This is a genomic window from Paraburkholderia sp. XV, assembly GCF_020177535.1.
GTDB classification, from domain to species: Bacteria; Pseudomonadota; Gammaproteobacteria; order Burkholderiales; family Burkholderiaceae; genus Paraburkholderia; species Paraburkholderia caribensis.
The window spans coordinates 39,896-65,550 of record NZ_JAGUUD010000037.1 but is presented as its reverse complement, the minus strand read 5'-3'; the positions used below and the strand labels follow the sequence as shown (position 1 = coordinate 65,550).

Annotated in this window: 23 protein-coding genes; 19 read left to right on the top strand and 4 right to left on the bottom strand. The window is 62.6% G+C overall.

Annotated elements, in window-relative coordinates:
• Positions 1-298 precede the first annotated feature (298 nt).
• The 7 genes from xylA to KFO72_RS19125 all read left to right on the top strand — a co-directional run bounded on the left by xylA (position 299) and on the right by KFO72_RS19125 (position 9,941).
• Entirely contained in the window at positions 299-1,624 is a 1,326-nt protein-coding gene (gene xylA, locus KFO72_RS19155) for a xylose isomerase (RefSeq protein WP_225032771.1), read from the top strand.
• A gap of 211 nt (positions 1,625-1,835) precedes the next feature.
• Positions 1,836-2,864, top strand: a complete 1,029-nt coding sequence (gene xylF / locus KFO72_RS19150; protein WP_060599798.1) for a D-xylose ABC transporter substrate-binding protein — start codon at positions 1,836-1,838, stop codon at positions 2,862-2,864.
• 74 nt (positions 2,865-2,938) lie between these two features.
• On the top strand, positions 2,939-4,516 hold the full coding sequence (xylG, locus tag KFO72_RS19145; RefSeq protein WP_225032770.1) for a D-xylose ABC transporter ATP-binding protein: 1,578 nt from the start codon (positions 2,939-2,941) through the stop codon (positions 4,514-4,516).
• A complete protein-coding gene (locus tag KFO72_RS19140) occupies positions 4,513-5,709 on the top strand; it encodes a sugar ABC transporter permease (RefSeq protein ID WP_054928787.1) in 1,197 nt (398 codons plus the stop codon). The genes xylG and KFO72_RS19140 overlap by 4 nt, the downstream gene beginning before the upstream one ends.
• Positions 5,710-6,160: 451 nt before the next feature.
• Complete coding sequence (locus tag KFO72_RS19135) at positions 6,161-6,910, top strand: methyl-accepting chemotaxis protein (protein ID WP_225032769.1); 750 nt, start codon at positions 6,161-6,163, stop codon at positions 6,908-6,910.
• Positions 6,911-6,963: 53 nt separating this feature from the next.
• Positions 6,964-8,361, top strand: a complete 1,398-nt coding sequence (locus tag KFO72_RS19130; protein ID WP_225032768.1) for an MFS transporter — start codon at positions 6,964-6,966, stop codon at positions 8,359-8,361.
• A gap of 437 nt (positions 8,362-8,798) precedes the next feature.
• Positions 8,799-9,941 carry a hypothetical protein gene (locus KFO72_RS19125; protein WP_225032767.1) on the top strand — a complete coding sequence of 381 codons (1,143 nt, stop codon included), beginning with the start codon at positions 8,799-8,801 and terminating at the stop codon, positions 9,939-9,941.
• A gap of 103 nt (positions 9,942-10,044) precedes the next feature.
• Here KFO72_RS19125 and KFO72_RS19120 read toward each other — a convergent pair whose 3' ends face one another.
• Positions 10,045-10,257 carry a hypothetical protein gene (locus tag KFO72_RS19120; protein WP_062915704.1) on the bottom strand — a complete coding sequence of 71 codons (213 nt, stop codon included), beginning with the start codon at positions 10,255-10,257 and terminating at the stop codon, positions 10,045-10,047.
• Positions 10,258-10,965: 708 nt separating this feature from the next.
• On the opposite strand from KFO72_RS19120, the gene KFO72_RS19115 reads away from it, so the two are divergent.
• Both KFO72_RS19115 and groL read left to right on the top strand, forming a co-directional pair.
• Positions 10,966-11,256 (top strand): co-chaperone GroES, encoded by a 291-nt coding sequence (locus tag KFO72_RS19115; protein ID WP_036003158.1) that lies wholly within the window; start codon positions 10,966-10,968, stop codon positions 11,254-11,256.
• Between the two features lie 43 nt (positions 11,257-11,299).
• Positions 11,300-12,940, top strand: a complete 1,641-nt coding sequence (groL, locus tag KFO72_RS19110; protein ID WP_036003161.1) for a chaperonin GroEL — start codon at positions 11,300-11,302, stop codon at positions 12,938-12,940.
• 134 nt (positions 12,941-13,074) lie between these two features.
• Here groL and cysC read toward each other — a convergent pair whose 3' ends face one another.
• Together cysC and KFO72_RS19100 are read right to left on the bottom strand one after the other, a co-directional pair.
• Positions 13,075-13,674: an adenylyl-sulfate kinase gene (gene cysC / locus KFO72_RS19105; RefSeq protein ID WP_412101787.1), complete on the bottom strand. Its 600-nt coding sequence runs from the start codon at positions 13,672-13,674 to the stop codon at positions 13,075-13,077.
• Between the two features lie 361 nt (positions 13,675-14,035).
• On the bottom strand, positions 14,036-14,896 hold the full coding sequence (locus tag KFO72_RS19100) for a hydroxymethylpyrimidine/phosphomethylpyrimidine kinase (RefSeq protein WP_036003164.1): 861 nt from the start codon (positions 14,894-14,896) through the stop codon (positions 14,036-14,038).
• 262 nt (positions 14,897-15,158) lie between these two features.
• On the opposite strand from KFO72_RS19100, the gene KFO72_RS19095 reads away from it, so the two are divergent.
• The 8 genes from KFO72_RS19095 (at position 15,159) to KFO72_RS19060 (ending at position 22,250) form a co-directional block, all read left to right on the top strand.
• A complete protein-coding gene (locus KFO72_RS19095) occupies positions 15,159-15,329 on the top strand; it encodes a rubredoxin (RefSeq protein ID WP_004186709.1) in 171 nt (56 codons plus the stop codon).
• 384 nt (positions 15,330-15,713) lie between these two features.
• Entirely contained in the window at positions 15,714-17,126 is a 1,413-nt protein-coding gene (locus tag KFO72_RS19090; protein ID WP_176054628.1) for a hypothetical protein, read from the top strand.
• A 247-nt stretch (positions 17,127-17,373) separates the two neighbouring features.
• A complete protein-coding gene (locus KFO72_RS19085) occupies positions 17,374-17,949 on the top strand; it encodes a YqgE/AlgH family protein (RefSeq protein ID WP_054928782.1) in 576 nt (191 codons plus the stop codon).
• Positions 17,946-18,380 (top strand): Holliday junction resolvase RuvX, encoded by a 435-nt coding sequence (gene ruvX / locus KFO72_RS19080; protein ID WP_107200832.1) that lies wholly within the window; start codon positions 17,946-17,948, stop codon positions 18,378-18,380. The genes KFO72_RS19085 and ruvX overlap by 4 nt, the downstream gene beginning before the upstream one ends.
• Positions 18,367-18,879: a bifunctional pyr operon transcriptional regulator/uracil phosphoribosyltransferase PyrR gene (gene pyrR, locus KFO72_RS19075; RefSeq protein ID WP_054928780.1), complete on the top strand. Its 513-nt coding sequence runs from the start codon at positions 18,367-18,369 to the stop codon at positions 18,877-18,879. The genes ruvX and pyrR overlap by 14 nt, the downstream gene beginning before the upstream one ends.
• Before the next feature lie 80 nt (positions 18,880-18,959).
• A complete protein-coding gene (locus tag KFO72_RS19070) occupies positions 18,960-20,000 on the top strand; it encodes an aspartate carbamoyltransferase catalytic subunit (RefSeq protein WP_054928779.1) in 1,041 nt (346 codons plus the stop codon).
• Positions 20,001-20,063: 63 nt separating this feature from the next.
• Positions 20,064-21,341 carry a dihydroorotase gene (locus tag KFO72_RS19065; protein WP_036003175.1) on the top strand — a complete coding sequence of 426 codons (1,278 nt, stop codon included), beginning with the start codon at positions 20,064-20,066 and terminating at the stop codon, positions 21,339-21,341.
• A 51-nt stretch (positions 21,342-21,392) separates the two neighbouring features.
• Positions 21,393-22,250 carry a lysophospholipid acyltransferase family protein gene (locus KFO72_RS19060; RefSeq protein ID WP_225032766.1) on the top strand — a complete coding sequence of 286 codons (858 nt, stop codon included), beginning with the start codon at positions 21,393-21,395 and terminating at the stop codon, positions 22,248-22,250.
• Between the two features lie 38 nt (positions 22,251-22,288).
• Here the strand turns inward: KFO72_RS19060 and KFO72_RS19055 are convergent, their stop codons facing one another.
• Positions 22,289-23,134 (bottom strand): symmetrical bis(5'-nucleosyl)-tetraphosphatase, encoded by an 846-nt coding sequence (locus KFO72_RS19055; protein WP_060599813.1) that lies wholly within the window; start codon positions 23,132-23,134, stop codon positions 22,289-22,291.
• A gap of 353 nt (positions 23,135-23,487) precedes the next feature.
• Here KFO72_RS19055 and KFO72_RS19050 point away from each other — a divergent pair, with 353 nt between their 5' ends.
• Together KFO72_RS19050 and rfbB are read left to right on the top strand one after the other, a co-directional pair.
• On the top strand, positions 23,488-24,390 hold the full coding sequence (locus tag KFO72_RS19050) for an NAD-dependent epimerase/dehydratase family protein (RefSeq protein ID WP_225032765.1): 903 nt from the start codon (positions 23,488-23,490) through the stop codon (positions 24,388-24,390).
• Between the two features lie 199 nt (positions 24,391-24,589).
• A complete protein-coding gene (gene rfbB / locus KFO72_RS19045) occupies positions 24,590-25,651 on the top strand; it encodes a dTDP-glucose 4,6-dehydratase (RefSeq protein ID WP_176054631.1) in 1,062 nt (353 codons plus the stop codon).
• Positions 25,652-25,655 lie beyond the last annotated feature (4 nt).

Sequence of the window (25,655 nt, the reverse complement as noted above, 5' to 3'; positions counted from 1 at the left end):
GGCAAAGAAAAGTAGGTGCCGCCCCGCACAGGGGCGACGCCTGAAGCAAGCTAACAATTCGCGGATGCCAGTGAAAACCCTGGCAAACCAAACCAAACCAAACCAAACCAGACCAAACCAGACCCAAACCCATCGCGCCAATTCTAGGCCCCCCCACCCCGTGGCGCCAGCCACTACCAAGAATCACCACTCCCGCTGGCGAATTTCGCAATTGCCGCGAAAACGAGCACGCGTCAGCATGACGTCACATCAAGCCAGCAGCACTGGCATTCAATGGAAAACACAAAAGGAGACGCGCATGCCTTACTTCGAACATTTGCCCGCCGTCCGCTACGAGGGTCCGCACACGGACAACCCGTTCGCCTATCGCCATTACGACAAGGACAAACTGGTGCTCGGCAAGCGCATGGAAGACCATCTGCGTCTGGCCGTCTGCTACTGGCATACGTTCGTGTGGCCCGGCGCAGACATGTTCGGACCAGGCACGTTCGAGCGTCCATGGCATCGCTCGGGCGATCCGCTAGAAATGGCACATGCCAAGGCCGATAACGCGTTCGAACTGTTCCAGAAACTCGGCACCCCGTTCTACACGTTCCATGACGCCGACGTAGCCCCCGAAGGCGACAGCATCAAAAGCTACGTGAACAACTTCAAGACAATGACGGACGTGCTCGCGCGCAAGCAGGAGCAAACGGGCGTCAAGCTGCTATGGGGCACCGCAAACCTCTTCTCGCATCCACGCTACGCAGCGGGCGCAGCCACCAATCCGAACCCGGATGTATTCGCCTTCGCCGCAACCCAGGTACTCAACGCGCTCGAAGCAACCCAGCGCCTGAACGGCGAGAACTACGTGCTATGGGGCGGCCGCGAAGGCTACGAAACCCTGCTCAACACCGACCTGAAACGCGAGCGCGAGCAACTCGGCCGCTTCATGAGCATGGTCGTCGAGCACAAACACAAACTGGGCTTCAAGGGCGCGCTGCTGATCGAGCCGAAACCGCAAGAACCGACCAAGCATCAATACGACTACGACGTCGCGACAGTCCACGGCTTTCTCACGCAATTCGGCTTGCAGGACGAAATCCGCGTGAACATCGAAGCCAATCACGCGACGCTCGCCGGTCATTCGTTTCACCACGAAATCGCCAATGCATTCGCGCTCGGCATCTTCGGCAGCATCGACGCGAATCGTGGCGACGCGCAAAACGGCTGGGATACAGACCAGTTCCCAAATAGTGCTGAAGAACTCACGCTCGCGTTCTACGAGATCCTCCGCAACGGCGGCTTTGAGACGGGCGGCATGAATTTCGATGCCAAGGTCCGCCGCCAGAGTATCGATCCCGAAGACCTGGTGCACGGCCATATCGGTGCTATCGACGTGATCGCCGTCGCGCTGGAGCGTGCCGCTCATCTCGTCGAGAACGACCGCCTGGGCGCGTTCAAGCAGCAACGCTATGCGGGCTGGGACAGCGATTTCGGCCGTAAGGTGCTGGCGGGCGGCTATTCGCTCGAATCGCTGGCAAGCGATGCAGTGCAGCGAAACATCGCGCCGCGTCATGTCAGCGGACAGCAAGAGCGTCTGGAGAACATCGTCAATCAGGCAATCTACTCAGCCGCCAAATAGGCAAAGCAAAGGCACGAAAAAACGTTAGCAGCGCCGGTAGATTTCGCAATTGCTCCGCCGGCGCGCACGGCACACGCTGTCGTGCGAACAAAAACGGGGCAGCTTCCAAAATTGACGCTGCGAACAGGTATTCGCAGCGCACCCTGAGGTTAAGACGGCGGTTCGACTCTCTCGCATTCGAAACTGCACGCAACCCTAAATGGAGTGAGACATGAAATCTGCAATGCGTCGTTCCGTATTGAGTTCCCTCGTTTGCGCCGCAATGGCCGCCGGCCTGACGATGGTTGCCCCGCTCGCGCATGCGAGCAAGGACAAGCCCGAAATCGGCTTCTGTATCGACGATCTGCGCGTCGAGCGCTGGTCGCGCGATCGCGACTATTTCGTCGCCGCAGCGACGAAGCTCGGCGCGAAAGTCTCCGTGCAATCCGCAGACGCGAGCGAAGCCCGGCAAATCTCGCAGATCGAGAACCTGATCTCGCGCGGCGTCGACGTAATCGTGATCGTGCCGTTCAATTCGAAGACCTTGGGCAATGTCGTCGCCGAAGCGCACAAGGCTGGCATCAAGGTCGTGTCGTATGACCGGCTGATTCTCGATGCCGACGTCGATGCCTATATCTCGTTCGACAACGAGAAGGTCGGTGAACTCCAGGCGCAAGGCGTATTTAACGCGCAGCCCAAAGGCAACTACTTCCTGCTCGGCGGCGCGCCGACCGACAACAACGCGAAGATGCTGCGCGAAGGGCAGTTGAAGGTGCTCAAGCCCGCCATCGATCGCGGCGACGTGAAGATCGTCGGCCAGCAGTGGGTCCCCGAATGGAGCGCGGCGACCGCGCTGCGCATCACGGAAGACGCACTGACCGCGAACAACAACAAGATCGATGCGATCGTCGCGTCGAACGACGGCACGGCAGGCGGCGCGATCCAGGCACTCGCCGCACAGAAGATGGCAGGCAAGGTGCCCGTGTCCGGCCAGGATGCGGACCTTGCGGCTGTGAAGCGCGTGATCGCAGGCACGCAGACCATGACCGTCTACAAGCCGCTGAAGCTGATCGCAGGCGAAGCGGCCAAGCTCGCCGTCGATCTCGCGAAGGGCGACAAGCCCGCATACAACGCGAAGTACGACAACGGCAAGAAGCAGGTCGATACCGTGCTGCTGCAACCCACGCTGCTCACCAAGAGCAACGTCGATGTCGTGATCAAGGACGGCTTCTATACGCAGGCGCAACTGGCTGGCAACTGATAGCGGGCACGGGCGCTTCCGATCGTTACAAACAGAAGCGCTCGCGCATCTTTCATCCATCCAGGACATCACGCATGGCACAAGCGCTTCTGGAATTGCGCGGCATCGCCAAATCGTTTGCCGGGGTGAAGGCGCTCGACGGCATCGATCTCGTCGTCGCGCCCGGCGAATGCGTCGGACTGTGCGGCGAGAACGGCGCAGGCAAATCGACGCTGATGAAGATCGTCTCCGGCGTCTATCCGCATGGCGAGTGGTCCGGCGAAATCCTCTGGGACGGCAAGCCGCTCGTCGCGCAAAACATTCGCGATACCGAACGCGCAGGCATCGTCATCATTCACCAGGAGCTGATGCTGGTGCCGCAATTGTCGGTGGCCGAGAACATTTTCCTCGGCAACGAAATCACGCTGCCCGGCGGCCGCATGAATTACGCGGCGATGTATCAGCGCGCCGACGAACTGCTGCGCGAGCTGAATATCACCGGCATCAACGTCGCACAGCCGGTGATGAACTACGGCGGCGGGCATCAGCAACTGATCGAAATCGCCAAAGCGCTCAACAAGCAGGCGCGATTGCTGATACTCGACGAGCCCTCTTCGTCGCTGACGGCTGCGGAAACGAAGATTCTGCTCGACATCGTGCGCGATCTGAAAAAGCGCGGCGTGGCTTGCGTGTATATCTCGCACAAGCTCGATGAAGTGGAAGCGGTGTGCGACACAATTACGGTGATACGCGACGGCAAGCACGTCGGCACGCAACCGATGAAGCAACTGACGACCGATCGCATCATCGCGATGATGGTCGGACGCGAGATCACGAATCTGTTTCCGCGCGAACCGCATGAGATCGGCGACGTGATCTTCGAGGCGCGCAACGTCAGCTGCTATGACGTGACCAACACGAACCGCAAGCGTGTCGACGATGTGTCGTTCGCGTTGCGCAAGGGTGAAATACTCGGCGTCGCAGGACTGGTCGGTGCGGGACGCACGGAGTTGATGCAGGCGATTTTCGGCGCCTATCCGGGCGTGAGCGAAGCCGAAGTATGGATGGGCGGCAAGCGTCTGAAAATCCGCGCACCCGCCGATGCCATCGCGGCGGGCATCGCGATGGTGCCGGAAGACCGCAAGCGTCACGGCATCGTGCCGCAGCTGGGCGTCGGCCACAACATCACGCTCGCCGTGCTGCAACGCTTCGCGAAAGGCGGGCGCATCGATACTGCTTCCGAACTCGACACGATCAACTCGGAAATGAAGCGGCTGTCGGTGCGCGCGGCGTCGCCGATGCTGTCGATTGCGAGCCTTTCGGGCGGCAACCAGCAGAAGGCGGTGCTCACGCGCATGCTGCTCACCGATCCCTCCGTGCTGATTCTCGACGAGCCGACACGCGGCGTCGATGTCGGCGCGAAGTTCGAAATCTACAAGCTGATGTTCGCGCTCGCGAAGCGCGGCGTGTCCATCATCATGGTGTCGTCGGAATTGACGGAAGTGCTCGGCGTGAGCGATCGCGTGCTCGTGATCGGCGAAGGCGAGTTGCGCGGCGATTTTGTGAATGACGGTCTCACGCAGGAGCACATCCTCACGGCCGCCATCGCGACGAACCCGAAGCACGCGGACACGAAAGGCAAGGGCCCCACTCAACTGGCGAGCGTCGCATGACTCCTGATCTCACTTCTTCCGATAGCCACGCAAAACACGGCGCATCACTCGCATCGGGACAGCGTGTCAAACAGCTGTTCGCGCGCTACAAGCTGCTCGCGTTGCTGCTTGCCGTCGCCGTCATCTGGGTGTTCTTTTCGTTTCTCACGGAAGGTGCGTTCGTCACGCCGCGCAATCTGTCCAATCTGTTGCGGCAGATGTCGATCACGGGAATGCTCGCGTGCGGGATGGTATTCGTCATCATCTCGGGCGAGATCGATCTGTCCGTCGGATCGCTGCTCGGCCTGCTCGGCGGCGTCGCGGCGATACTCAACGTCACGCATCACTGGCCGCTCGCGGCAACGTTGCCCGTCGTGATGCTGCTTGGCGTCGCGATCGGTCTTTTCAACGGCTGGTGGTCGACGTATCTGCGTGTGCCGTCGTTCATCGTCGGGTTGGGCGGCATGCTCGCGTATCGCGGCGTGTTGCTCGGCGTGACGGGCGGATCGACGATCGCACCCGTGTCCGACGACTTCGTCTTCATCGGCCAGGGCTACTTGCCGCGTATTGCGGGTGACACGCTCGCTGTCGTGCTGTTCGTGCTGCTCGCCGCATTGACCGTGCGGCAACGGCAGAAGCGCCAGCACTACAACCTGAGCGTCGTGCCGCTGTGGCAGGACGGCGTGAAAATCGTCGCGACAGGCCTGATCCTGCTGGCGTTCGTCGCGACGCTCAACCGTTACGGCGGCATTCCCGTGCCCGTGTTGCTACTGCTCGCGCTGCTCGGCATCTTCACGTATATCGCGACGCAAACCGTGTTTGGCAGGCGCATCTATGCAGTCGGATCGAATCTCGAAGCGACGCGGCTGTCGGGCGTCAACACGAACCGCGTGAAGCTCGCGATCTTCGCGCTGATGGGGCTGATGTGCGCGTTCGGCGGCCTCATCAATACGGCGCGGTTGGCGGCGGGCTCACCGTCGGCGGGATCGATGGGGGAGCTCGATGCGATTGCGGCGTGCTTTATTGGCGGCACTTCAATGCGCGGCGGCTCGGGCACCGTGTATGGCGCGCTGATCGGCGCGCTGGTGATGGCGAGCCTCGATAACGGCATGTCGATGCTCGACGTCGACTCGTACTGGCAGATGATCGTGAAGGGCGGCATTCTCGTGCTCGCGGTGTGGATCGACGTCGTCTCCGGGTCCGACCGGCGCTAGCGCAGAGCGCACGGCTGTGGTGCGCTGCACCACGCCACAGCATCGGCGCGCTTCGTTGAGGCGCGCACAGGCGCCCTGAACAGGGCGCTTTTTCATTGGCGGGACGTAACGGCAGCAGGCACCGCGAACCATCCAGGAACACGCGCACGCCCCGTCCAGCAAGCGATTGCGCGCTTCGCAAGCGCACCGTCAAGTCCCTTTCGCCACGCATGCATCGGCCGAAAACACGCCGATGGCATACCTATTGCGTTATCCGCCGCGTGGCCAATGGCGGCTGCAACGAATTCCGGTTTTTTCAGGGACGCTCGCAATGCGAGCGGACCGATGGGGCAACGGCGTCCCGAAACGCAACGTGCGAGGAGCGTTCGATCCATGCGATCGGGCGGCGCGCGTGCGCTTCGGGACGCTTTTTTTTTGCGCAACCGAAAGGCGCGCATCGGCGCGATCCAGCATGACGAACGAGCAGATCACCACGCAGCGCAGTGAAGTGTCCGGACAGACGATCGGCGAACTGATCAATCTGTCGGGCCGTCAGCGCATGCTTTCGCAACGCATCGTGCTGCATGTGTTGCTTGCGTCGCATGGCGACATGAATGCGCTCGCCATCACGCGCGAATGCCTCGCGACGTTTGCGGCGACGCATCGCGTGCTTGTGAATGGCAATGATCATTTGCCCGGCGTGTTCTCGGAAGCGCTACAGCAGCTTTATTACGGCACGCGCAAGGCGGATGAGCGCGTGCAGCGCTTCATCGCGCTGACGGACGAAACGGTCGCGCGCGTCGAGGCGAATGACGAGATGGCGCGCGAGCATGTCGATGCCCTTGTCGCGCAGGCGACGCCGCTGCTCGAACTGCTGCAGGACATCACGCTTGCGTACCAGAACGAGATGCGCGGCATCGAGGCGGCAACGCAGCGCCGTCAGGCCGCGATCGCGGAACAGCTGTCGAGCATCTCGATGCAGGCAAATATCGTCGCGTTGAATGCGCGCATTTCGGCGGCGCGCGCGGGCTCGTATGGCCGCGAGTTCGCCGTCATCACGACGGTGCTCGCCGACATCATCAAAGAGATGGACACGCTGATCTACAGCGTCGTTGATCGCGACGGCGACGACCCATCGTCGCGGCGCGGCGCGCCCCGAAAACCGGCGCATCACGTCGCGCAGTCTGCGCGGCCCCGCGCTACCGAACGTGCTGTCCCCTAGTTCTTAGCTCGACCTCACGCATCAGCCCTGTTTTCGTTCAATGAGAGAGACCCATGAAAAACCTGCTGAATTCGCTTGCGAGCGGTAACTGGCGCGCGCTGCTTGCGTGCTTCCTCTACTTCGATACCGGCTTCACCGTCTGGGTGATGTTCGGGCCGCTCGCGCCGTTCATTCACAAGGACATCGCGATGTCGCCCGCGGAACTGGGCTTCCTCGTCGCGGTGCCCGTGCTCGGCGCGGCAATCCTGCGCGTGACGCTCGGCAATCTCTATCAGGCTTGCGACGGACGACGTGTTGCGCTGATGGGCATCGCGCTGTCGGCGATTCCTTCCGTCGTGCTGCTGCTGATGCCCGGCACGCCGTCGTACACGCTGCTGCTGATTCTGGGCGTGTTTCTCGGTGTCGGCGGCGCGAGCTTCGCCGTTGCGCTGCCGATGGCGGGCAGCAACTATCCGCCGAAAGTGCAGGGTCTGGTGCTGGGGCTGGCGGCGGCGGGCAACATCGGTGCGGTGCTGGACGGTTTCATGTTCCCCGCGCTCGCGGATCACTTCGGCTGGGCAAAGGCTGCGGGCGCAGCGCTGCCGCTCCTGGGTCTTGCCGCTATCGCGCTGTTCTTCTGGGCGAAGGATCTGGGACAGAAGTCGGGTAGCGGCGTGCGCGCGATGCGCAGTTTCATCGTGACGCTGGTGGGTCTCGTCGCGCTGGTGGTTGCCGTGCATGCGGGCGTGTTCGGCGCGGGCAAGACGGGCGTGCTGCTGCTGCCCGTGCTCGGCGCGCTGCTCGCGATCGCGGTGCTGCCGAAGCACTATCGCAGCGTGCTCGTCGAGGGCGATACGTGGGTCGTGATGCTGGTCTATAGCATTACGTTTGGTGGATTCGTCGGCATGTCGTCGTATGTGACGACGCTGCTGATTTCGCTGTATCAGATGCCGCGTCTCGAAGCCGGGCTCTTCATGTCGCTGCTGGCTTGCATTGGCGCGCTCGTGCGTCCTGTCGGCGGTCTGGTCGCGGATCGTATTTCGGGTGTGCGTGCGCTGGTGATTCTGCTCGCGGCGATTTCGGCGTGCGACTTCCTGTTCGCGGCATGGATGCCGCCGATGTCGGCTGGCATTGCGTTGCTGATCGCGATGTATGTGTGCTTCGGCTTGGGCAACGGCGCGACGTTTCGACTGGTGCCGCAGCGCTGGAAGGGCAAGACGGGCTTGATGTCGGGGATCGTCGGTGCGGCAGGCGGTATCGGCGGGTTTTATCTGCCTGTGATCATGGGCATCGCGAAGGAGGGTACGGGCAGCTATCAGATGGGCTTCGCGACGTTCGGCGTGCTGGCGGCGCTGGCGTTCGGGCTCGTGGTGCTGCATCGCGCGCGGTGGCTGGAATGGGCGCTGCCGAAGGAGGCACATGTGGTCGTCGAGCCGATTCGCGCGGGCGTGCGGGTAGATAGCGGAGTTTGATGCGTTGACCTAGTTTCTGTTCTCACCCGGTGACGCGGACGCCGATACGTCGTTCTGTTGTCGATTGATCCGGCGTCTGCGCAGCATGGCGACCTTCTGTGACGGGAAGGCCGCCATGTTTTTCTTGGGGCAGCCGTTTTTCATTTCCCGGGTGCGATGGTTCTTCTGCAAAGCGTCTTGCGCCCACATAGGGCGATGAAAAGTCCCGAGCTAGATTCGTCCTCTTCTATAAGTTCGTAACGTATGTGCGATAGCTAACACCGTCGCCCGATACGACATGCGATAAAGCACTCTGTTGCGCAGTTACCGGCCCTGCGGCCGGGCTGTCCGCTTTCCCGCGAAAGCGGATGGCGAGTTCCGCTCACTCTGTGGTCTGTCTTCAGTCCGACGCCGAGTCTGCCGAAATGGCATCGCGCACAATTGGTTGGGGTTCAAGCATGTCTGCCGAAACGACGCCCGCCTTGAGATTTCCGACGCCGTGCACCACGTGTGGCGGCGTGCTGTACCAGTATGTCAACTTCTGCCCCTACTGCGGCGTGAGTCGCCCGCTCGAGGCCGACCGGCCAAAGCGTGCCCAGGCGCAATTGAGGGCTGTCCCCGCGCACACTCGCCGGGCACCCGCAGTCGTCGACGACCCGACGGAATGTGCTGCGCCGAACGTCGTGTGGCAAGGGGCAGGGGAGACGGAATTTTCGCTGGACGTGGTGCCCGCGTCGCTGCCACAAGCTGTGTATCGCTGGGTCGTCACGCGGGGCGCGATACCGCTGGCAGGCCTGGTTCTGCTCGGCGTGGTCGGCTATCTGTGGCTTGGGCACGGCCATACGCGGAACACCGAGGGCGGCGAACTGTCGGCAGGCGCGGACGCACCGAGCAGCCCGATACCTCAGTACCTGCCGCCGTCGAAAGAGAGTGTGTCTTCGACGGACGTCAACGGCCAGCCCACCGTCGACAGGATCGCGCAGCCAGTCACATCTCGCGCGCCGGGCGGCGCGCAGTCGCATCGGACGATCTCCGATGCGTTGAGCGACGCAAGGGCAGGTTTCGCGCGAAACGATCTGACGCAGGCGAAAGCAGCCGTGGCGGACGCGCTGTTGCTGGCACCCGGCAACCCTGACGCATTGCGGATGCAACGCGACGTCAAAGATCGGGAAAACCAGCGGGACGTTGCGATAGGCGTGGCGAACAGCTGCGCAAACGACAAGATATGGAGTTGTGTATTCAAACTCTCCAACCAGGCGCTGGCGATCGATGCCGGCAGCGTGGAGGCTCAGGCTTTGCTTCAGCGGGCGGTTCTTTCGACAGGATGGAAGCCGCTAGGCGATAAAGCCGCACCCGCGCCGCGCAAACCGCCGCCCGTCGTTGTCAACAGTGCACCGACGAGATTGCCGACGGGATTGCCGACGCTTCCACCCTTGCCGCCGGGCACGCCAACGGACAGCGCCGCCCGTCCGTCAGCGAACAATGCGGCGCCCGCCGCCTGGGTGGCGCCAGCCCGCGATGGCGGCGATGCGCAGACGAGCGCCATGCACGCGCCGGACGGGGGAAGCGGTTCGCCCGTTGCGTCGGTGACCACGAAGTGAGGGTGTCGCGTGGGCGCAGGGAACTGCGCGCCGCGGTCGGTCTGCTCGTCGCCGCCCGGCAAGTGCGAAACGGCCGCGACGCATAGACGCGGCGCAATCAATCCTATATTTCCCAATCGAACGGCTGCGCGGTCTGACTCTCGGCCGCCAGCCGCTGCCGGCCTTCCCGCGAAATCACGACGTGACTGGACGGCTCGATCGTCATCAGATCGGCCTTTTCGACGTGCGTGCTCGCTGAGCGGCTTTGCTTTCCCTCCCGCAGATACTCCAGGAAGGGCTGAAACTGACGGACGGCATGGATGGCGTTGGTCATCATTCAACCTTTAATGGCTGTATCCGGCTGCATCCGGTTCCATCGGGAAACGGGGTTCCGAGCCGTGTCGTGACGATGTCTGGCGTTCATATGACAGCCGAAAACGGACGCTCGCCTTCCGCGCCGTTTATTTCGGATATCTACGATTTCGGGTCGATCTTATCGATTGCGGTCCGATATACCTGTGCGTCATCGCACAGTATTCGGAAGCGGGATGCGGGGCTTTTCAGACACCGGGTTGCTGGCCGATTTGCACGGTCACGTGGCTTGCATCGGCGCCACTGGCGAACGGGACTCGCGGCGCAAAACGCAGGTCTTGGCTTCGATGTGTGGGGACGGGATCGGGCGGTGAGAATGCGTCAGGCCCCGAACGACGGGCGCTTACGGGATTTCACCTAGACGCCGCTATCTGGAGAGGAGTGCGGCATCCCGGAGCCTTTCCCGCCGTGCTCACAAGCTACTGCATATCAGTAAGTCATTGTTTGTAATGAGTTATTTTTGTCTTGCCGACCTTTTCGAAGTCGGCGGCGAACCGCGCCGACCGACGCATGGGCGATATCATTCTGTCTTCCTCCGTCTCTTCTTGAATTTGTAATCCCTCGTCCATATAATTAGCACTCACCGCACGAGAGTGCTAACAACTCCGCTGGTTGGCGGCGCCAGCCGGCATACCTCAGCGTTCTTCAGTCCCAATCAAGAGAGGATCTATCCATGAACCTTCGTCCTTTGCATGATCGCGTGATCGTCAAGCGTCTGGATCAGGAAACCAAGACCGCGTCGGGCATCGTGATCCCCGAAGCCGCAGCAGAAAAGCCGGATCAAGGCGAAATCCTGGCAGTCGGCCCGGGCAAGCGTGACGACAAGGGCGGCCTGATCGCGCTCGACGTCAAGGTCGGCGATCGCGTTCTGTTCGGCAAGTACGCAGGCCAGACCGTCAAGGTCGACGGCAACGAACTGCTGGTGATGCGCGAAGAAGACATCATGGCCGTTGTCAACAAGTAATCACTTGTCCCGGTTCATTCTCAAGAATTCAAGGAGTTAGAATATGGCAGCTAAAGACGTCGTGTTCGGCGATTCCGCCCGTGCCAAGATGGTTGAAGGCGTGAATATTCTCGCCAACGCAGTGAAGGTCACGCTGGGTCCGAAGGGCCGTAACGTTGTTCTCGAACGCAGCTTCGGCGGCCCGACGGTCACCAAGGACGGTGTCTCGGTCGCGAAGGAAATCGAGCTGAAGGACAAGCTCCAGAACATGGGCGCGCAAATGGTCAAGGAAGTCGCTTCCAAGACCAGCGACAACGCCGGTGACGGTACGACGACGGCAACGGTTCTGGCCCAGTCGATCGTTCGCGAAGGCATGAAGTACGTCGCATCGGGCATGAACCCGATGGACCTGAAGCGCGGTATCGACCGTGCAGTCGCAGCAGCAATCGAAGAGCTGCGCAAGATCAGCAAGCCCTGCACGACCAACAAGGAAATCGCACAGGTTGGCGCGATCTCGGCGAACAGCGACACGTCGATCGGCGATCGCATCGCTGAAGCCATGGACAAGGTCGGCAAGGAAGGCGTCATCACCGTCGAAGACGGCAAGTCGCTGCAAGACGAGCTGGACGTTGTCGAAGGTATGCAATTCGACCGCGGCTACCTGTCGCCGTACTTCATCAACAACCCGGACAAGCAAGTCGCCGTCCTCGACAACCCGTTCGTGCTGCTGCACGACAAGAAGGTGTCGAACATCCGTGATCTGCTGCCGGTTCTGGAGCAAGTCGCGAAGGCTGGCCGTCCGCTGCTGATCATCGCTGAAGACGTCGAAGGCGAAGCACTGGCTACGCTGGTCGTCAACAACATCCGCGGCATCCTGAAGACGGTGGCTGTCAAGGCTCCGGGCTTCGGCGACCGTCGCAAGGCAATGCTGGAAGACATCGCGATCCTGACGGGTGGTCAGGTCATCGCTGAAGAAACCGGCCTGACGCTCGAAAAGGCAACGCTGAACGAACTGGGTCAAGCGAAGCGTATCGAAGTGGGCAAGGAAAACACGACGATCATCGACGGCGCTGGCGAAGCAGCAAGCATCGAAGCGCGCGTGAAGCAGGTTCGCACGCAAATCGAAGAAGCGACGTCGGACTACGACCGTGAAAAGCTGCAAGAGCGCGTGGCCAAGCTGGCTGGCGGCGTTGCAGTGATCAAGGTTGGCGCAGCGACCGAAGTCGAAATGAAGGAAAAGAAGGCACGTGTCGAAGACGCACTGCACGCAACGCGCGCAGCTGTGGAAGAAGGCATCGTGGCTGGCGGTGGTGTTGCACTGATCCGTGCACGCAGCGCGATCGCTGGCGTGAAGGGCGACAACGCTGACCAGGACGCAGGTATCAAGATCGTTCTGCGCGCAATGGAAGAGCCGCTGCGCCAGATCGTCACGAACGGCGGCGAAGAAGCCAGCGTCGTGGTGGCAGCAGTTGCAGCAGGCAAGGGCAACTACGGCTACAACGCGGCAACGGGCGAGTACGGTGACCTGGTGGAAGCTGGTGTCGTGGACCCGACCAAGGTGACGCGTACGGCACTGCAGAACGCAGCTTCGGTTGCTGGCCTGCTGCTGACGACGGACGCAGCTGTCTGCGAACTGCCGAAGGAAGATGCACCGATGCCTGGCGGCATGCCCGGCGGCATGGGCGGCATGGGCATGGACATGTAATTTCCAGGTAACTGGAATGCATGTGAGAGGCGCGCCGCGAAGTGCGCTTCTCATGCCAAAAAGAAAAACCCGCAGCAATGCGGGTTTTTCTTTTGGTGCTTCAGGTTTGGCTAACGGGCATGCAGGCGAAGCGTTCAGCGTTGCAGCAGAAAGTGCTGGCGCAAATGATCGAGCACGCGCGACACGCTATCCGTTTCAGTCAGCGTGGTGGTATCGATAAGCAAATCGGGGTGCGGCGGTGGTTCATACGGTGCCGACACGCCGGTGAACGAATTGATGGTTCCCGCCTGGGCCTTCGCGTACAGCCCTTTGGGATCACGCTTCGCGCAATCGTTTGCTGAAGCGGACACATAAGTCTCGACAAACCTGTCGGTTCCAATTATGCCGCGGGCCATTGCCCTGTCTTCGAACATCGGCGAGATCAACGCGGCGATCACGATCAGCCCCGCGTCGTTCATCAATTGCGCGACGTGCGCGACCCGGCGGATGTTTTCTCGCCGGTCTTCTTTCGAAAAGCTGAGATCGCTTGTCAGGCCGTGGCGGACGTTGTCGCCATCGAGCACGTAGCACGCGTGTCCCATCGACATCAGTTCGCGCTCGAGCCGGAACGCGATCGTCGATTTGCCCGCGCCCGACAAGCCCGTGAGCCACACGGTAACGGGCCTGTGCCCAAGCATCGAGGCGCGGTCGTGGCCGGTGATGGTGCCGTTGAAACGTTGTACAAAAGGCTGAATACGTTCGACGCACGCGCGGCCGTCCTGCTCGTCGCGAGCGACGCGGCCACTTGGCGCGCTGCTTTGCGTGCAGCAGGCGCGCGGCTCGGAAACGGCGGCCGCAGCACTGGGGGGAAGGTCTTCCAATTCGGATTGTCCGGAGGTTCCGTCAGGGGATCGACGGTCTGCCGTTGAGGCTGCCTCGTCGACTGGCGGCGAAGAGGTCTCATCAGACAGTGGTAATAATTACAATCCGTAATTGTAGTATCTAAGAAATAAGATTGCTGTAACGGATAATTACCACTGAAATACTTGATTTGCGAATTGGCGCTTGACTGGAGTCATTCTCACGCCCCTTCGCGGCCTCGCGTGCGCCGCGGGATCAATGCCGCGCCTCACCCGGCGTCGTATCCGTCCCGCCGCCCAGCGGCACCTCATCTTCGCTGCTTCTTGCCCAGAAGAAACGATCCGGGAGATATGCTCCCATCCCCGGCCGAAAGGCGGCCTGCATTGCCTGGAACAGATACTCCTGCGCTTCGCGGACCGCCTCGGCCGGTTCCTGGCCGTTGGCCAGCAGCGCGGCAATCGCGGCGCCGAGCGTATCGGTGATGCCCATGATCCGCTGTTGTCCACGGTCCCACATGTCCTGCCGCAACTGGCCGTCTTCGCTGAACAGCGTGTTGACGAGCCGATGCGTGCCCGTTTCCGTCGACAGGATGTATTCGCAACCTTGCGACAGCAGATGTGAGATCGCGGCGTCGAGACTCGGCGCTTCGGCATCGCCGTCCGGCTGCGCGAGCGCGAGCAGGGCGGTCGTGTCCGCGACCAGCAGCGTGGTTTGCGGCGCGAGCAGATCGGCGATGGCTTCACGCAGTTCGTCGGCGGCGAGCACATGTTCGTCGTCGAGCGTGAAGTCGGGCGCGAGGATGAGCGGGATGTCGTCGTAATCGGCGACCACCTCGGCGATCGCGCTGACCACTTCCGCCCGCGTGGCGGCGCCGACCTTGAAGGCGGCGATGGGCATGTCCTCTAGCAGCATCCTCGCCTGGGTCGCGACGGCTTCCGGGTCGAGTCCGGTGACCTCGTCGCAGCTCGCCGAGTCGCGCACCGTGTAGCCGGTCAGCACGGACACGCCGTGGCAACCCATGCTGGCAAGCGTCATCAGGTCGGCTTGCAATCCGGCGCCGCCTGTCGGGTCCGACAGGCCGAAGGTGAGAACGATCGGAGGGGTGTTGCTGGCCATGAAATTTTTGTGGTCGATGAGCGAAATGTTCGTGGGTCACAACCGGCGCACGACGCGCCCGCGCGGCCCACACAGACGGCTCAATTATGCGGCCTTATACGCGTGTAAGGCATTTTTTCGCATCCGCCGGCGGGTCCCGTCACACATAACGCCGCAAAGCGTCGCGGACCACCGCTCGGACCCCGCATCCGCTAGGCATCGAGGCGGCAACACGGTACCATCATGGCTCCCGTTTCCCCGGACTTTTCGACGCGACTCAAGAATGGAATATAAGAGCTGGATGTGCCTGATCTGCGGCTGGATTTACGACGAAGAAGCCGGTCTGCCAGAGGAAGGAATCGCGCCGGGCACGCGCTGGGAAGATGTTCCCATCAATTGGACCTGTCCCGAGTGCGGCGCGCGCAAGGAAGACTTCGAGATGGTGCAGATCTGATCGACCCGCCTTGCCGTCGGCGGGCATTTGTTGCCCGCCACGCAAGGTCGATCGATCGAAATGAATCGAATACGCGCGCGATGGAACATCGGCGCGCATGGGCTGTCGCAAGATGAATTGTCGCAGCGCTTGGCTTGCACGCTTATGCGTGCGATTCATCACGGTGGTCTGGCAGGTGCTGCTGCGTGAGCATGGTGCTTTCAGCATCGCGAGGTTGCGAACTTGAGCGGCGCCGTTTGCGTCATGTCGTGATCTGAGAAAGCGGCACCGTTTCGGGGCTATGCGGTCGGTGGCCCGGCAATTGCACTATTTTCGCCATAACGGCAGTTCCGGAGGCGCAGTATCGATGCCGCCGGACCATGCCGGCGTTCCTGCAACCTGCTCATGACCCTTCGATCCGCATCGCCCGATACGCTCGACGCTTTACCGAATCCCCGCGGCGGCGCCGTCCGCCCCGCGGAGCAGGCCATTGCCGATGCGCTCGATGCCTTCGAGCAGCGGCGCGACATGACCGCGCAACTGCTGATCGCCGGGCGTGCGTTGCGCGAGGCAGGCTGGCTCGCCGCCCACCGTTTCACCGATGCATTGCTGCTCGTCTCGCCGATGGCGGCAAGCGGTCTCGCCGAAGAGGCGGCCGCCCGCGCGGCGTTCGGCGCGGCGTTGCGCGCGTTTCGTGCGGCGCTCGAACGGCGAAATCTGCGCGAGCTTGGCTGCTCGGGCTCGCTTTTCGAGCATTACCGCGCGCTCAGCACGCATATCGCGCAGCACACGCCCGGCTACAGCATCACGTTCGAAGACGTCGCGCTTGCCGGCCGGCCCGTTCCGCCCGTTTCGCTGCGTTCGCAATCGGCGGCGCGCCTGGCGCATCTGCGGGCGCGTTACGAGCAGGCGCTGCTGCCCGTGCTGCGCTCGAAAGGCCATGTCAGCACGAGCGCGGTGGCGGGCGCGGTCAATGCGGCGCTCGACGATCTCGACGCCTGCCTCGTCGATCTTTCCGGTCCCGATCCATACGATTTCTGGCGTCTCGCCCTGGCGTGCTCGCGCGCGTTGCGCGCGACCGGCCGCTCCGTCGAAGATGCCGACATGCGGCGCTTCTACGCGCGTTGCAACATTGCACTTGCCGATGAAGAGCGCGGCATTCCGCTCGCGCCGCGCTCGCTCGTGCGTGCGACGCTCGCGCTGTTGTGGCGCGACTATGCGCTATTCGGCGCAGCCGCCGAAGACACCGAGCACGTCGAACTGCTGCGCGACTACGGCTTGACGGTCGACTGGCATATCGCGGGCACGCAGGCATCGGAAGCGCTGTGGGAGGCGGGCGCGCACCAGGCGGAGACGCTGGCGGCGCACGTCGCGATGACGCGCGAACTCGGCGTGCTGACGGTCAATGCCAACGCGTATGAAGACTTTTTGCAAACCGCCGACGCCGCGATCGCCGCACTCTCGGATTACGCACGCGCCGCCGACAATCCGCAAAAAGCCGACCCCAGCGCCGCGCTGCAAGCGGGCGATGCGGCCTACCGACTCGGCGCGGCTGCGTCGGCGCTCGGACTCGGGCAGGTCGCGCTGCTCGCCGACGCGTTGGGTCTTGCGTGGCGCCGCCGCGCGCATGCCGGCGTATCGACGCCCGCCGTGCGCGCGCACATCGTGGTCGAAGCGCCCGACGCGCGCTCGCTCGAAGCGGCCGCCGAGGCGTTGCGCGCGATGCTGCACAAGGTCGCGGCAGGCGTCGCGCCGCAGTCGGCGACGAACGCGCTGGCCGCGCTGACGCGCGCCATCGAACAAGGCGGCGGCGCGTAGCGAACCGTCTGGATGCAGGAGAACGGGCGGGATCCTGGCGCTATGCCGTCAGCTGCGCGATAGCGCACGCTCGTCGTTCCCGGCAAGGCGGGAGCGCGTGATAGAGTGCAGTTTCATGGACTGCGATCTCGTCGGCCGCGCGCTTGCAGACAGCCTGCCCGCAAAGACCGGCGAACAGCCCGCTGCACGATTTTTGCGCAACGCACGGGCCCCGCAGTCGCGCACCGTCTTTGCTAAAATTCGACCTATGTCCAAGAGTAACGATCGCATCAATCTGACCAACCAGTTCCTGATCGCCATGCCCAACATGGCGGACCCCACGTTTTCAGGAACGGTGGTCTACCTTTGCGATCACAGCGAGCGCGGCGCGCTCGGCCTCGTCATCAACCGGCCGACCGATATCGACCTCCAGGCGCTGTTCAATCGCATCGATCTCAAGCTCGAGATCGAGCCTCTGCTGCATGTCCCCGTGTATTTCGGCGGCCCGGTGCAAACCGAGCGCGGCTTCGTGCTGCATGACGCTTCGGAAAGCACCTATACGTCGTCGATGCAGGTGCCGGGCGGGCTGGAGATGACCACGTCGAAAGACGTGCTCGAAGCCGTCGCAAGCGGAAAGGGCCCGCAGCGTTTTCTGCTGACGCTCGGCCACGCAGGCTGGGGCGCGGGCCAGCTCGAGGACGAAATCTCGAAGAACGGCTGGCTCACGGTTCAGGCCGATCCGAAGATCGTATTCGACGTGCCCGCCGAAGAGCGCTTCGAAGCAGCGCTCGCGCTGCTCGGTATTTCCTCTTCGATGCTCTCCGGCGAAGCAGGCCACGCATGAGCGGTGTAGCCGGACGTGAAGCGACGCTGCTTGCGTTCGACTACGGCGAAAAACGTATCGGTGTTGCCGTCGGCAATTCGCTCACCCGCAGCGCACGGCCGCTCGTCGTGCTGCAAAACCGCAATCGCGAATATCGCTTCGAAGCCGTCGGCAAGCTGATCGACGAATGGAAGCCCGACGCACTCGTCGTCGGCTTGCCGATGCATCCCGATGGCACTCCGCACGAAAGAACCCAGCTCGCCAAGCGCTTCGGCAACCAGCTGAACGGGCGCTTCAATCTGCCTGTCACGTGGGTCGACGAACGCTATTCGTCGGTCGAAGCGGAGGCGGGTATCCGCGACGGGTCGAGGCAAGCCGGCATGCTCGACGCCGAAGCCGCGTGCATCATTCTTCAGCAATATCTGGACGGACTTTCCGATGAGCTCCATTGACGCTGAGGCGCTCTATCGCGCCTTGCTCGAACAGATCCGCGCTGCCTATGGCGACGCGCTGGGTGGTCCGGACGGCGCGGTGCTCGCCGGCATCTACAGTGGCGGCGCGTGGCTGGCCGAGCGTCTCGCCAAAGACCTCAACGTGCCGACCTTCGGCGTCGTCAACGTCGCGCTGCATCGCGACGACTACGCGAAGAAAGGCTTGCACACGCAGGCCAGCCCAACCTCGTTGCCTTTCGAAGTCGACAACCGCCGCATCGTGCTCGTCGACGACGTGCTGTACACCGGCCGCACCGTGCGCGCCGCGCTGAACGAACTGTATGACTACGGGCGTCCCGCGTCCGTTGAACTCGCGGTGCTCGCCGATCGCGGCGGGCGCGAGTTGCCGGTGGCGGCGCGCTTTGTCGGCGGCACGATCGAGGTGCCGGCGAATGCGACGCTCGTGCTGTCGCGCGACGGCGACAGCCTCGCGTTTCACACCGAGCCGCGCGCGGATTGAGCGCGTGCAACGCCCGCTCAGCCGCGCAACGCTGTAACGATTAGCAGCACATGCAGTCCCAAGTCTGATTCAGGAACACCATGAACACGCCCAACCCGGTTTCCCAAGGTTCCACCGTTTCGGCCGATCACGCCGCGTCAGCGGACCGTTTTCGCTACGGTTTCCTCAAGGGCAATCCGCAGCTCACGAAGAACGGCGAGCTGAAGCATCTGCTGACGATCGAAGGCCTGCCGCGCGCGATCGTCAATCACATTCTCGACACGGCCGAGCAGTTCGTCAGCGTGACCGACCGCGAGGTGAAGAAGGTGCCGCTGTTGCGCGGCAAGTCGGTATTCAACCTGTTCTTCGAAAACTCGACGCGCACGCGCACCACCTTCGAGATCGCTGCGAAGCGTCTGTCGGCGGATGTGATCAATCTCAACATCAATGCTTCGTCGACGAGCAAGGGCGAGTCGCTGCTCGACACGATCAACAACCTGTCGGCGATGCATGCCGACATGTTCGTCGTGCGGCATGCTTCGAGCGGCGCGCCTTATCTGATCGCCGAGCATTGCGCGCCGCACGTGCACGTGATCAACGCGGGCGACGGCCGTCATGCACACCCGACGCAGGGTCTGCTCGACATGTACACGATCCGCCACTACAAGAAGGATTTCACGAATCTGCGCGTGGCGATCGTCGGCGACATTCTGCATTCGCGCGTTGCGCGCTCCGACATTCACGCGCTCACCACGCTCGGCGTGCCCGAAGTGCGCGCGATCGGCCCGCGCACGCTGCTGCCGGGCGGTCTCGAGCAGATGGGCGTGCGCGTATTCCACAACCTCGACGAAGGGCTGAAGGACGTCGACGTCATCATCATGCTGCGTCTGCAGAACGAGCGGATGAGCGGCGCGTTGCTGCCGTCGGCGCAGGAGTACTTCAAGAGCTGGGGGCTGACGCCCGAGCGTCTCGCGCTCGCGAAGCCCGATGCGATCGTGATGCATCCGGGCCCGATGAATCGCGGCGTCGAAATCGACTCGCAGGTGGCGGACGGGCCGCAGTCGGTGATTCTGAATCAGGTGACGTTCGGCATCGCGGTGCGCATGGCGGTGATGGGCATCGTCGCGGGCAACAACGATTGATCCGCGCCCGAATCGGCATTCGAATCAGGCAATGAAAGCACAGGCAGGCATAAAAGGCAGCGCATGAAGATTCATATTCAAGGCGGCACGCTGATCGATCCCGTAGCGGGCACCGAGCAGCAACAGGACGTATTCATCGCGGCGGGCAAGATCGTCGCGCTCGGCAACGCGCCCGCCGATTTCAACGCGGCGAGGACGATCGACGCGAAGGGCCTTTACGTGGCGCCCGGTTTCGTCGATCTGTCGGCGCGGTTGCGCGAGCCCGGCTTCGAGCACAAGGCCACGCTCGAATCGGAGATGGCCGCGGCGCTCGCGGGCGGCGTGACGAGCCTCGTCTGTCCGCCCGACACCGATCCCGTGCTCGACGAGCCGGGCCTCGTCGAAATGCTGAAATTCCGCGCGCGGAATCTGAATCGCGCGCACGTGTATCCGCTGGGCGCGCTGACGGTTGGGCTCAAGGGACAGGTGATCACCGAGATGGTCGAGTTGACGGAGTCCGGTTGTATCGGCTTCTCGCAGGCCGATACGCCCGTCGTTGACACACAGGTCTTGCTGCGCGCGCTGCAATACGCGAACACCTACGGTTACACGGTATGGCTGCGTCCGCAGGACGCGTATCTCGCGAAGGGCGGCGTCGCGGCGAGTGGTCCGCTCGCGTCGCGTCTCGGTCTGTCGGGCGTGCCGGTGTCGGCGGAAACGATCGCGCTGCATACGATCTTTGAACTCGTCCGTGTGACGGGCGCGCGCGTGCATCTGTCGCATCTGTCGTCGGCGGCAGGTGTCGAGCTCATGCGCGCGGCGAAAGCGGAAGGCCTGCCCGTGACCTGCGATGTGACGATCAATCATGTGCATCTGATCGATATCGATATCGGCTACTTCGATGCGCAGTTCCGGCTCGATCCTCCGCTGCGTTCCCAGCGCGACCGCGAGGCGATTCGCGCGGGTCTGCTGGACGGCACGATCGACGCGATCTGCTCAGACCACACGCCCGTCGACGACGACGAGAAGCTGTTGCCGTTTGCCGAGGCGACGCCGGGCGCGACGGGGCTCGAACTGCTGCTGTCGCTTACCGTCAAGTGGGCGGACGAAGCGGGCATCTCGCTCGCGAAGGCGCTGAACCGCATCACGGCTGCGCCGGCCGACGTGCTCAAGCTGCCCGCGGGCCGCATCGAGCCAGGCGCGACGGCTGATCTGTGCGTGCTCGACCGGAACGCGCATTGGCGCATCGAGCCGCGCGCACTGAAGAGCCAGGGGCACAACACGCCGTTCCTTGGCTACGAACTGCCGGCGCGTGTTCGTGCGACGGTCGTGTCTGGGCAGATTGCGTTCGAGCAGCGTTGAGTGCGCCTGCGCATCGGCGAAGAATGAAAAGTTAAGCGGAAGGCACGCAACATGAAGCTCGCGTTACGCAAGGCTCGGCTGGTCGTGCATCTGCTGCACGGCATGTGGACCGTCTGGACACGATTTCCCCGCGCGACGCCACAGCAGCGTCTGGAACTGAACCGCGCGTGGTCGCTTCGCATGCTGCAGTTGTGCGGCATGCGTCTCGTCGTGCACAACGACGGCGCGCGGCTCGACGAAGGCGTGCTGGTCGTGGCGAACCACATTTCGTGGATCGATATTTACGTGATCAACGCGTGGCGTCCGACGCCGTTCGTGTCGAAAGCCGAAATCCGTAAATGGCCGGTGGTCGGCTGGCTCGCGCAGCAACTAGGCACCGTGTTCATTCAGCGCGAAAAACGTAGCGATGCGAAACGCATCATGCACGAACTCGCCAATCGGCTGAACGCGGGCGAACTGATGTGTGTCTTTCCGGAAGGCACGACGTCCGACGGCGTTCAACTGTTGCCGTTTCACGCGAACATGTTTCAGGCGGCGGTGTCGGCGTCGCGTCCGGTGCAGCCCGTGTGCATGATGTACGAGGACGCGCAGGGCCGACAGTCGACGGCGCCGGCGTATATCGGCGAGCTGTCGCTTGGCGAGTCGCTCGATGCGCTGTTGCGCGCGGGTCCGCTGACGGCGCATGTGCATGTCGGTGCGCCGCTCGCGCCGGGTGCGGATCGGCGTTTGCTGGCGGCGGAGGCGCAGGCTTCCGTTGGGGCGGCGCTCGCCGCGCTGCAGGACCCCGAGGCGCGCCGTTCAGGCCAGATCGCGGATCGGACCCAGCAGTTCATCGACGCCGCAGCGGCAGCGAAAAATCCGCAAGAGCCGCTAGCCGATCCGGACGCCGACATGACGCGCCACGCATAGCACTGCATAGCACGTCAGTCAGCCTTCATTCTTCGCGTTCAAGCGACGGCGCGGCAACCTTCGCATTCCACCTGCGTGACCGTGCGTTCGGCTGGCGACTGCGCCAGCCGGACGGCCGACAACTGCTCGCCCCACACGCAGCCCGAATCGAGTCCGATCAGATTGTCGCGGACCATCAAACCGAGCGCGGCCCAATGTCCGAAGACCACGGTAACGTCTTCGGTCTTGCGCCCCGGCACGTCGAACCACGGCATGAAACCCGAGGGCGCCGAATTGATGCCGCCGCTCGACGAGAAGTCCATCACGCCATCGGCATTGCAAAAGCGCATCCGCGTGAGTGCGGTGCAGGTCAGGCGCAACCGGTCGATGCCTTTCAGGCTCGGCTTCCAGCGGTTCGGCTCGTTGCCGTACAGGCCAGCCAGCGTCTCTTTCCAGGTCGGCGCGCGCAATGCGCGCTGCAGCTCGTCGGCGAGTTCCAGCGTCAGATCGACGTCCCACTGCGGCAGTACGCCCGCGTGCACAAGCAGCATGCCATTCTCGTAATGAACCAGCGGACGGTGGCGAATCCAGTGCAGCAGGTCTTCGGCGTCGGGCGCGGCGAGGATCTCATCGATCGTGTCGCCTTTCTTGGACTTTCTGATGCCCGCCGACACCGACAGCAGATGCAGATCGTGATTGCCCAGCACGGGCACGGCGCGATCTCCCAGCGCGATGATGTCGCGCAGTGTCGCAAGCGATTCGCCGCCACGATTGATCAGGTCGCCCGCGAACCAGAGGGGCGCGTCGGCGGGAGGCGCGGCCTTCGCGAGAAGTTGCTGGAACTGGGTGCGGCAGCCCTGCAGATCGCCGAAAGCGAGAGGAGGGAAGCTGGTGGAAACGGTCATCGGCAAGAAGTAGTGGTCCGAAGGACGCGGCGGCGGGGTATGGCCGCGCCGCGAGTCGCCGGGAATTGAGTTCGAAGCTGCTGCAGTCGAGCTGCATTGCACAACACGACATGATAGCGCGCGTTCCCGGGTCCGTCCGGGATCGGCGGCAGGTTGCTGGCGTCGCCGCGCCGTGTCGTACTCCTCGCCATGCAAGCGCTGAATTATTTTGATTTTTTTCGGATTTTTGGGCGATTTTCTGGCGGCCAAACTACGCTTTCACGACCCTTGGCGAATGAACGGGGCCGATTCATTCGTCCGATATAATCGGCCACTGCCAGCGCGACAGGCGCTCAGATCAGGGAGGAAGGGATTTGCGGCATCCGTCTCAGCCAGTCATCCACCGCGTTCTCATCACGGGAGCGAGCGGTTTCACTGGTGCCTACGTGCGCGAAGAACTCGCCGACGCAGGCTATGAGGTCATCGGCACGACGGCTGGCGATGCTCAGCCCGGCGAGCGCACGCTCGACATCACGTCGCTGCCGGATTGCCGCCGCCTGATCGGCGAGCTGAAGCCGGAATTCATCGTGCATCTGGCGGCGATCAGCTTTATCGCACACGACGATCCGTTGGAAATGTACAACGTTAACGTGATCGGCACGACGAACCTGCTGCAGGCGTGCGTCGACGTCGGGCACGAGCCGCGCAAGATCCTGATTGCGAGCAGCGCGAACGTCTACGGCAACGCGGAAGGCGTCGTCGACGAAGATGCGCCGGCTGCGCCCGTCAATCATTACGCAGCAAGCAAACTGGCGATGGAGCACCTAGTGCGGACGTGGTTCGACCGGCTGCCGATCGTTGTCACACGGCCTTTCAACTACACGGGGCGCGGGCAGTCCGAGCGTTTCCTGGTTCCGAAAATCGTTTCCCATTTTGTGCGGCGTCGACCGTTTATCGAATTGGGAAATATCAACGTTGCACGCGATTTTTCGGACGTGCGGATGGTGTCGCGGGCGTATCGGGCGCTACTCGAAGCCCCGGTCGCGGGCGAAACGCTCAATGTTTGCAGCGGCAGTCCGCGTACTCTGACGGATATTATCGATATCGTGCGCGAGGCATCGGGTCACGACCTCGAAATTCGCGTAAATCCCGCCTTCGTCCGGCAAAATGAAGTCAAAGTGCTGGTTGGCTCGGCGAAAAGGCTGAACCGCGTCGTCCCTGACATGCCGGCAATCGGCATTGAAGACACCATCGACTGGATGCTTTCTCTGGCCTGATTTACAAACTGTCTCAGTTTGTTAGTGCGCTGGTGTTTCTCATCGACACCTTTATAATGGCCGGTTACGTACCCACGTGCGCCCGTGTGACGCCCGGTCAGCTTTGCCGGTGGTTTCGACCGGTCAGGCAATAATTGCCAGGTCGCTGCCGCTCCGGCACGCGGTCCACTCGGCCAAGAAAATCTCAAGAAGGAATCCCATGATCCTGGTAACGGGCGGTGCCGGCTTTATCGGCGCCAATTTCGTGCTCGAATGGTTGAACGCCTCGGATGAGCCCGTCCTTAACCTGGACAAGCTCACGTACGCCGGCAACCTGGGCACGTTGAAATCGCAACAGGACAATCCTCGTCATGTCTTCGTGCGCGCCGATATCTGCGATCGTGTCACGCTGGACAAACTCTTTGCCGAACACAAGCCGCGCGCGGTGCTGCACTTTGCCGCCGAAAGCCACGTCGACCGCTCGATCCACGGGCCGGCTGACTTCGTTCAGACCAACGTGGTAGGTACCTTCACGCTGCTCGAAGCTGCAAGATCGTACTGGAACACGCTGAACGATGCAGACAAAGCGGCATTCCGCTTCCTGCACGTATCGACGGATGAAGTGTTCGGTTCGCTCACGGCGAGCGATCCGCAATTCTCGGAAACGACGCCTTACGCACCGAACAGCCCGTATTCGGCCACGAAGGCGGGCTCCGACCACCTCGTACGCGCGTACCACCACACGTACGGTCTGCCCGTGTTGACGACCAACTGCTCGAACAACTATGGCCCTTACCAGTTCCCCGAAAAGCTCATCCCGTTGATGATCGCTAACGCGCTCGGCGGCAAGCCGTTGCCCGTGTATGGCGACGGTCAGAACGTGCGCGACTGGCTGTATGTCGGCGACCACTGCAGCGCGATCCGCGAAGTGCTGGCGCGCGGCGTGCCGGGCGAGACATACAACGTCGGCGGCTGGAATGAGAAGAAGAACCTCGAAGTCGTGCATACGCTGTGCGACCTGCTCGACCAGAAGCGTCCGAAGGCGCAGGGCTCGTATCGCGATCAGATCACCTATGTGACGGACCGTCCCGGTCACGACCGCCGTTATGCGATCGATGCTCGCAAGCTCGAGCGTGAGCTTGGCTGGAAGCCGGCCGAAACGTTCGAGACCGGCCTCGCAAAGACGGTGCAATGGTATCTCGATAACCAGGAGTGGGCCGACGAGGTCGCTTCGGGCGAGTACCGCAAGTGGGTCGAAACGAACTATGCGCAACGCGCGTAAGGGC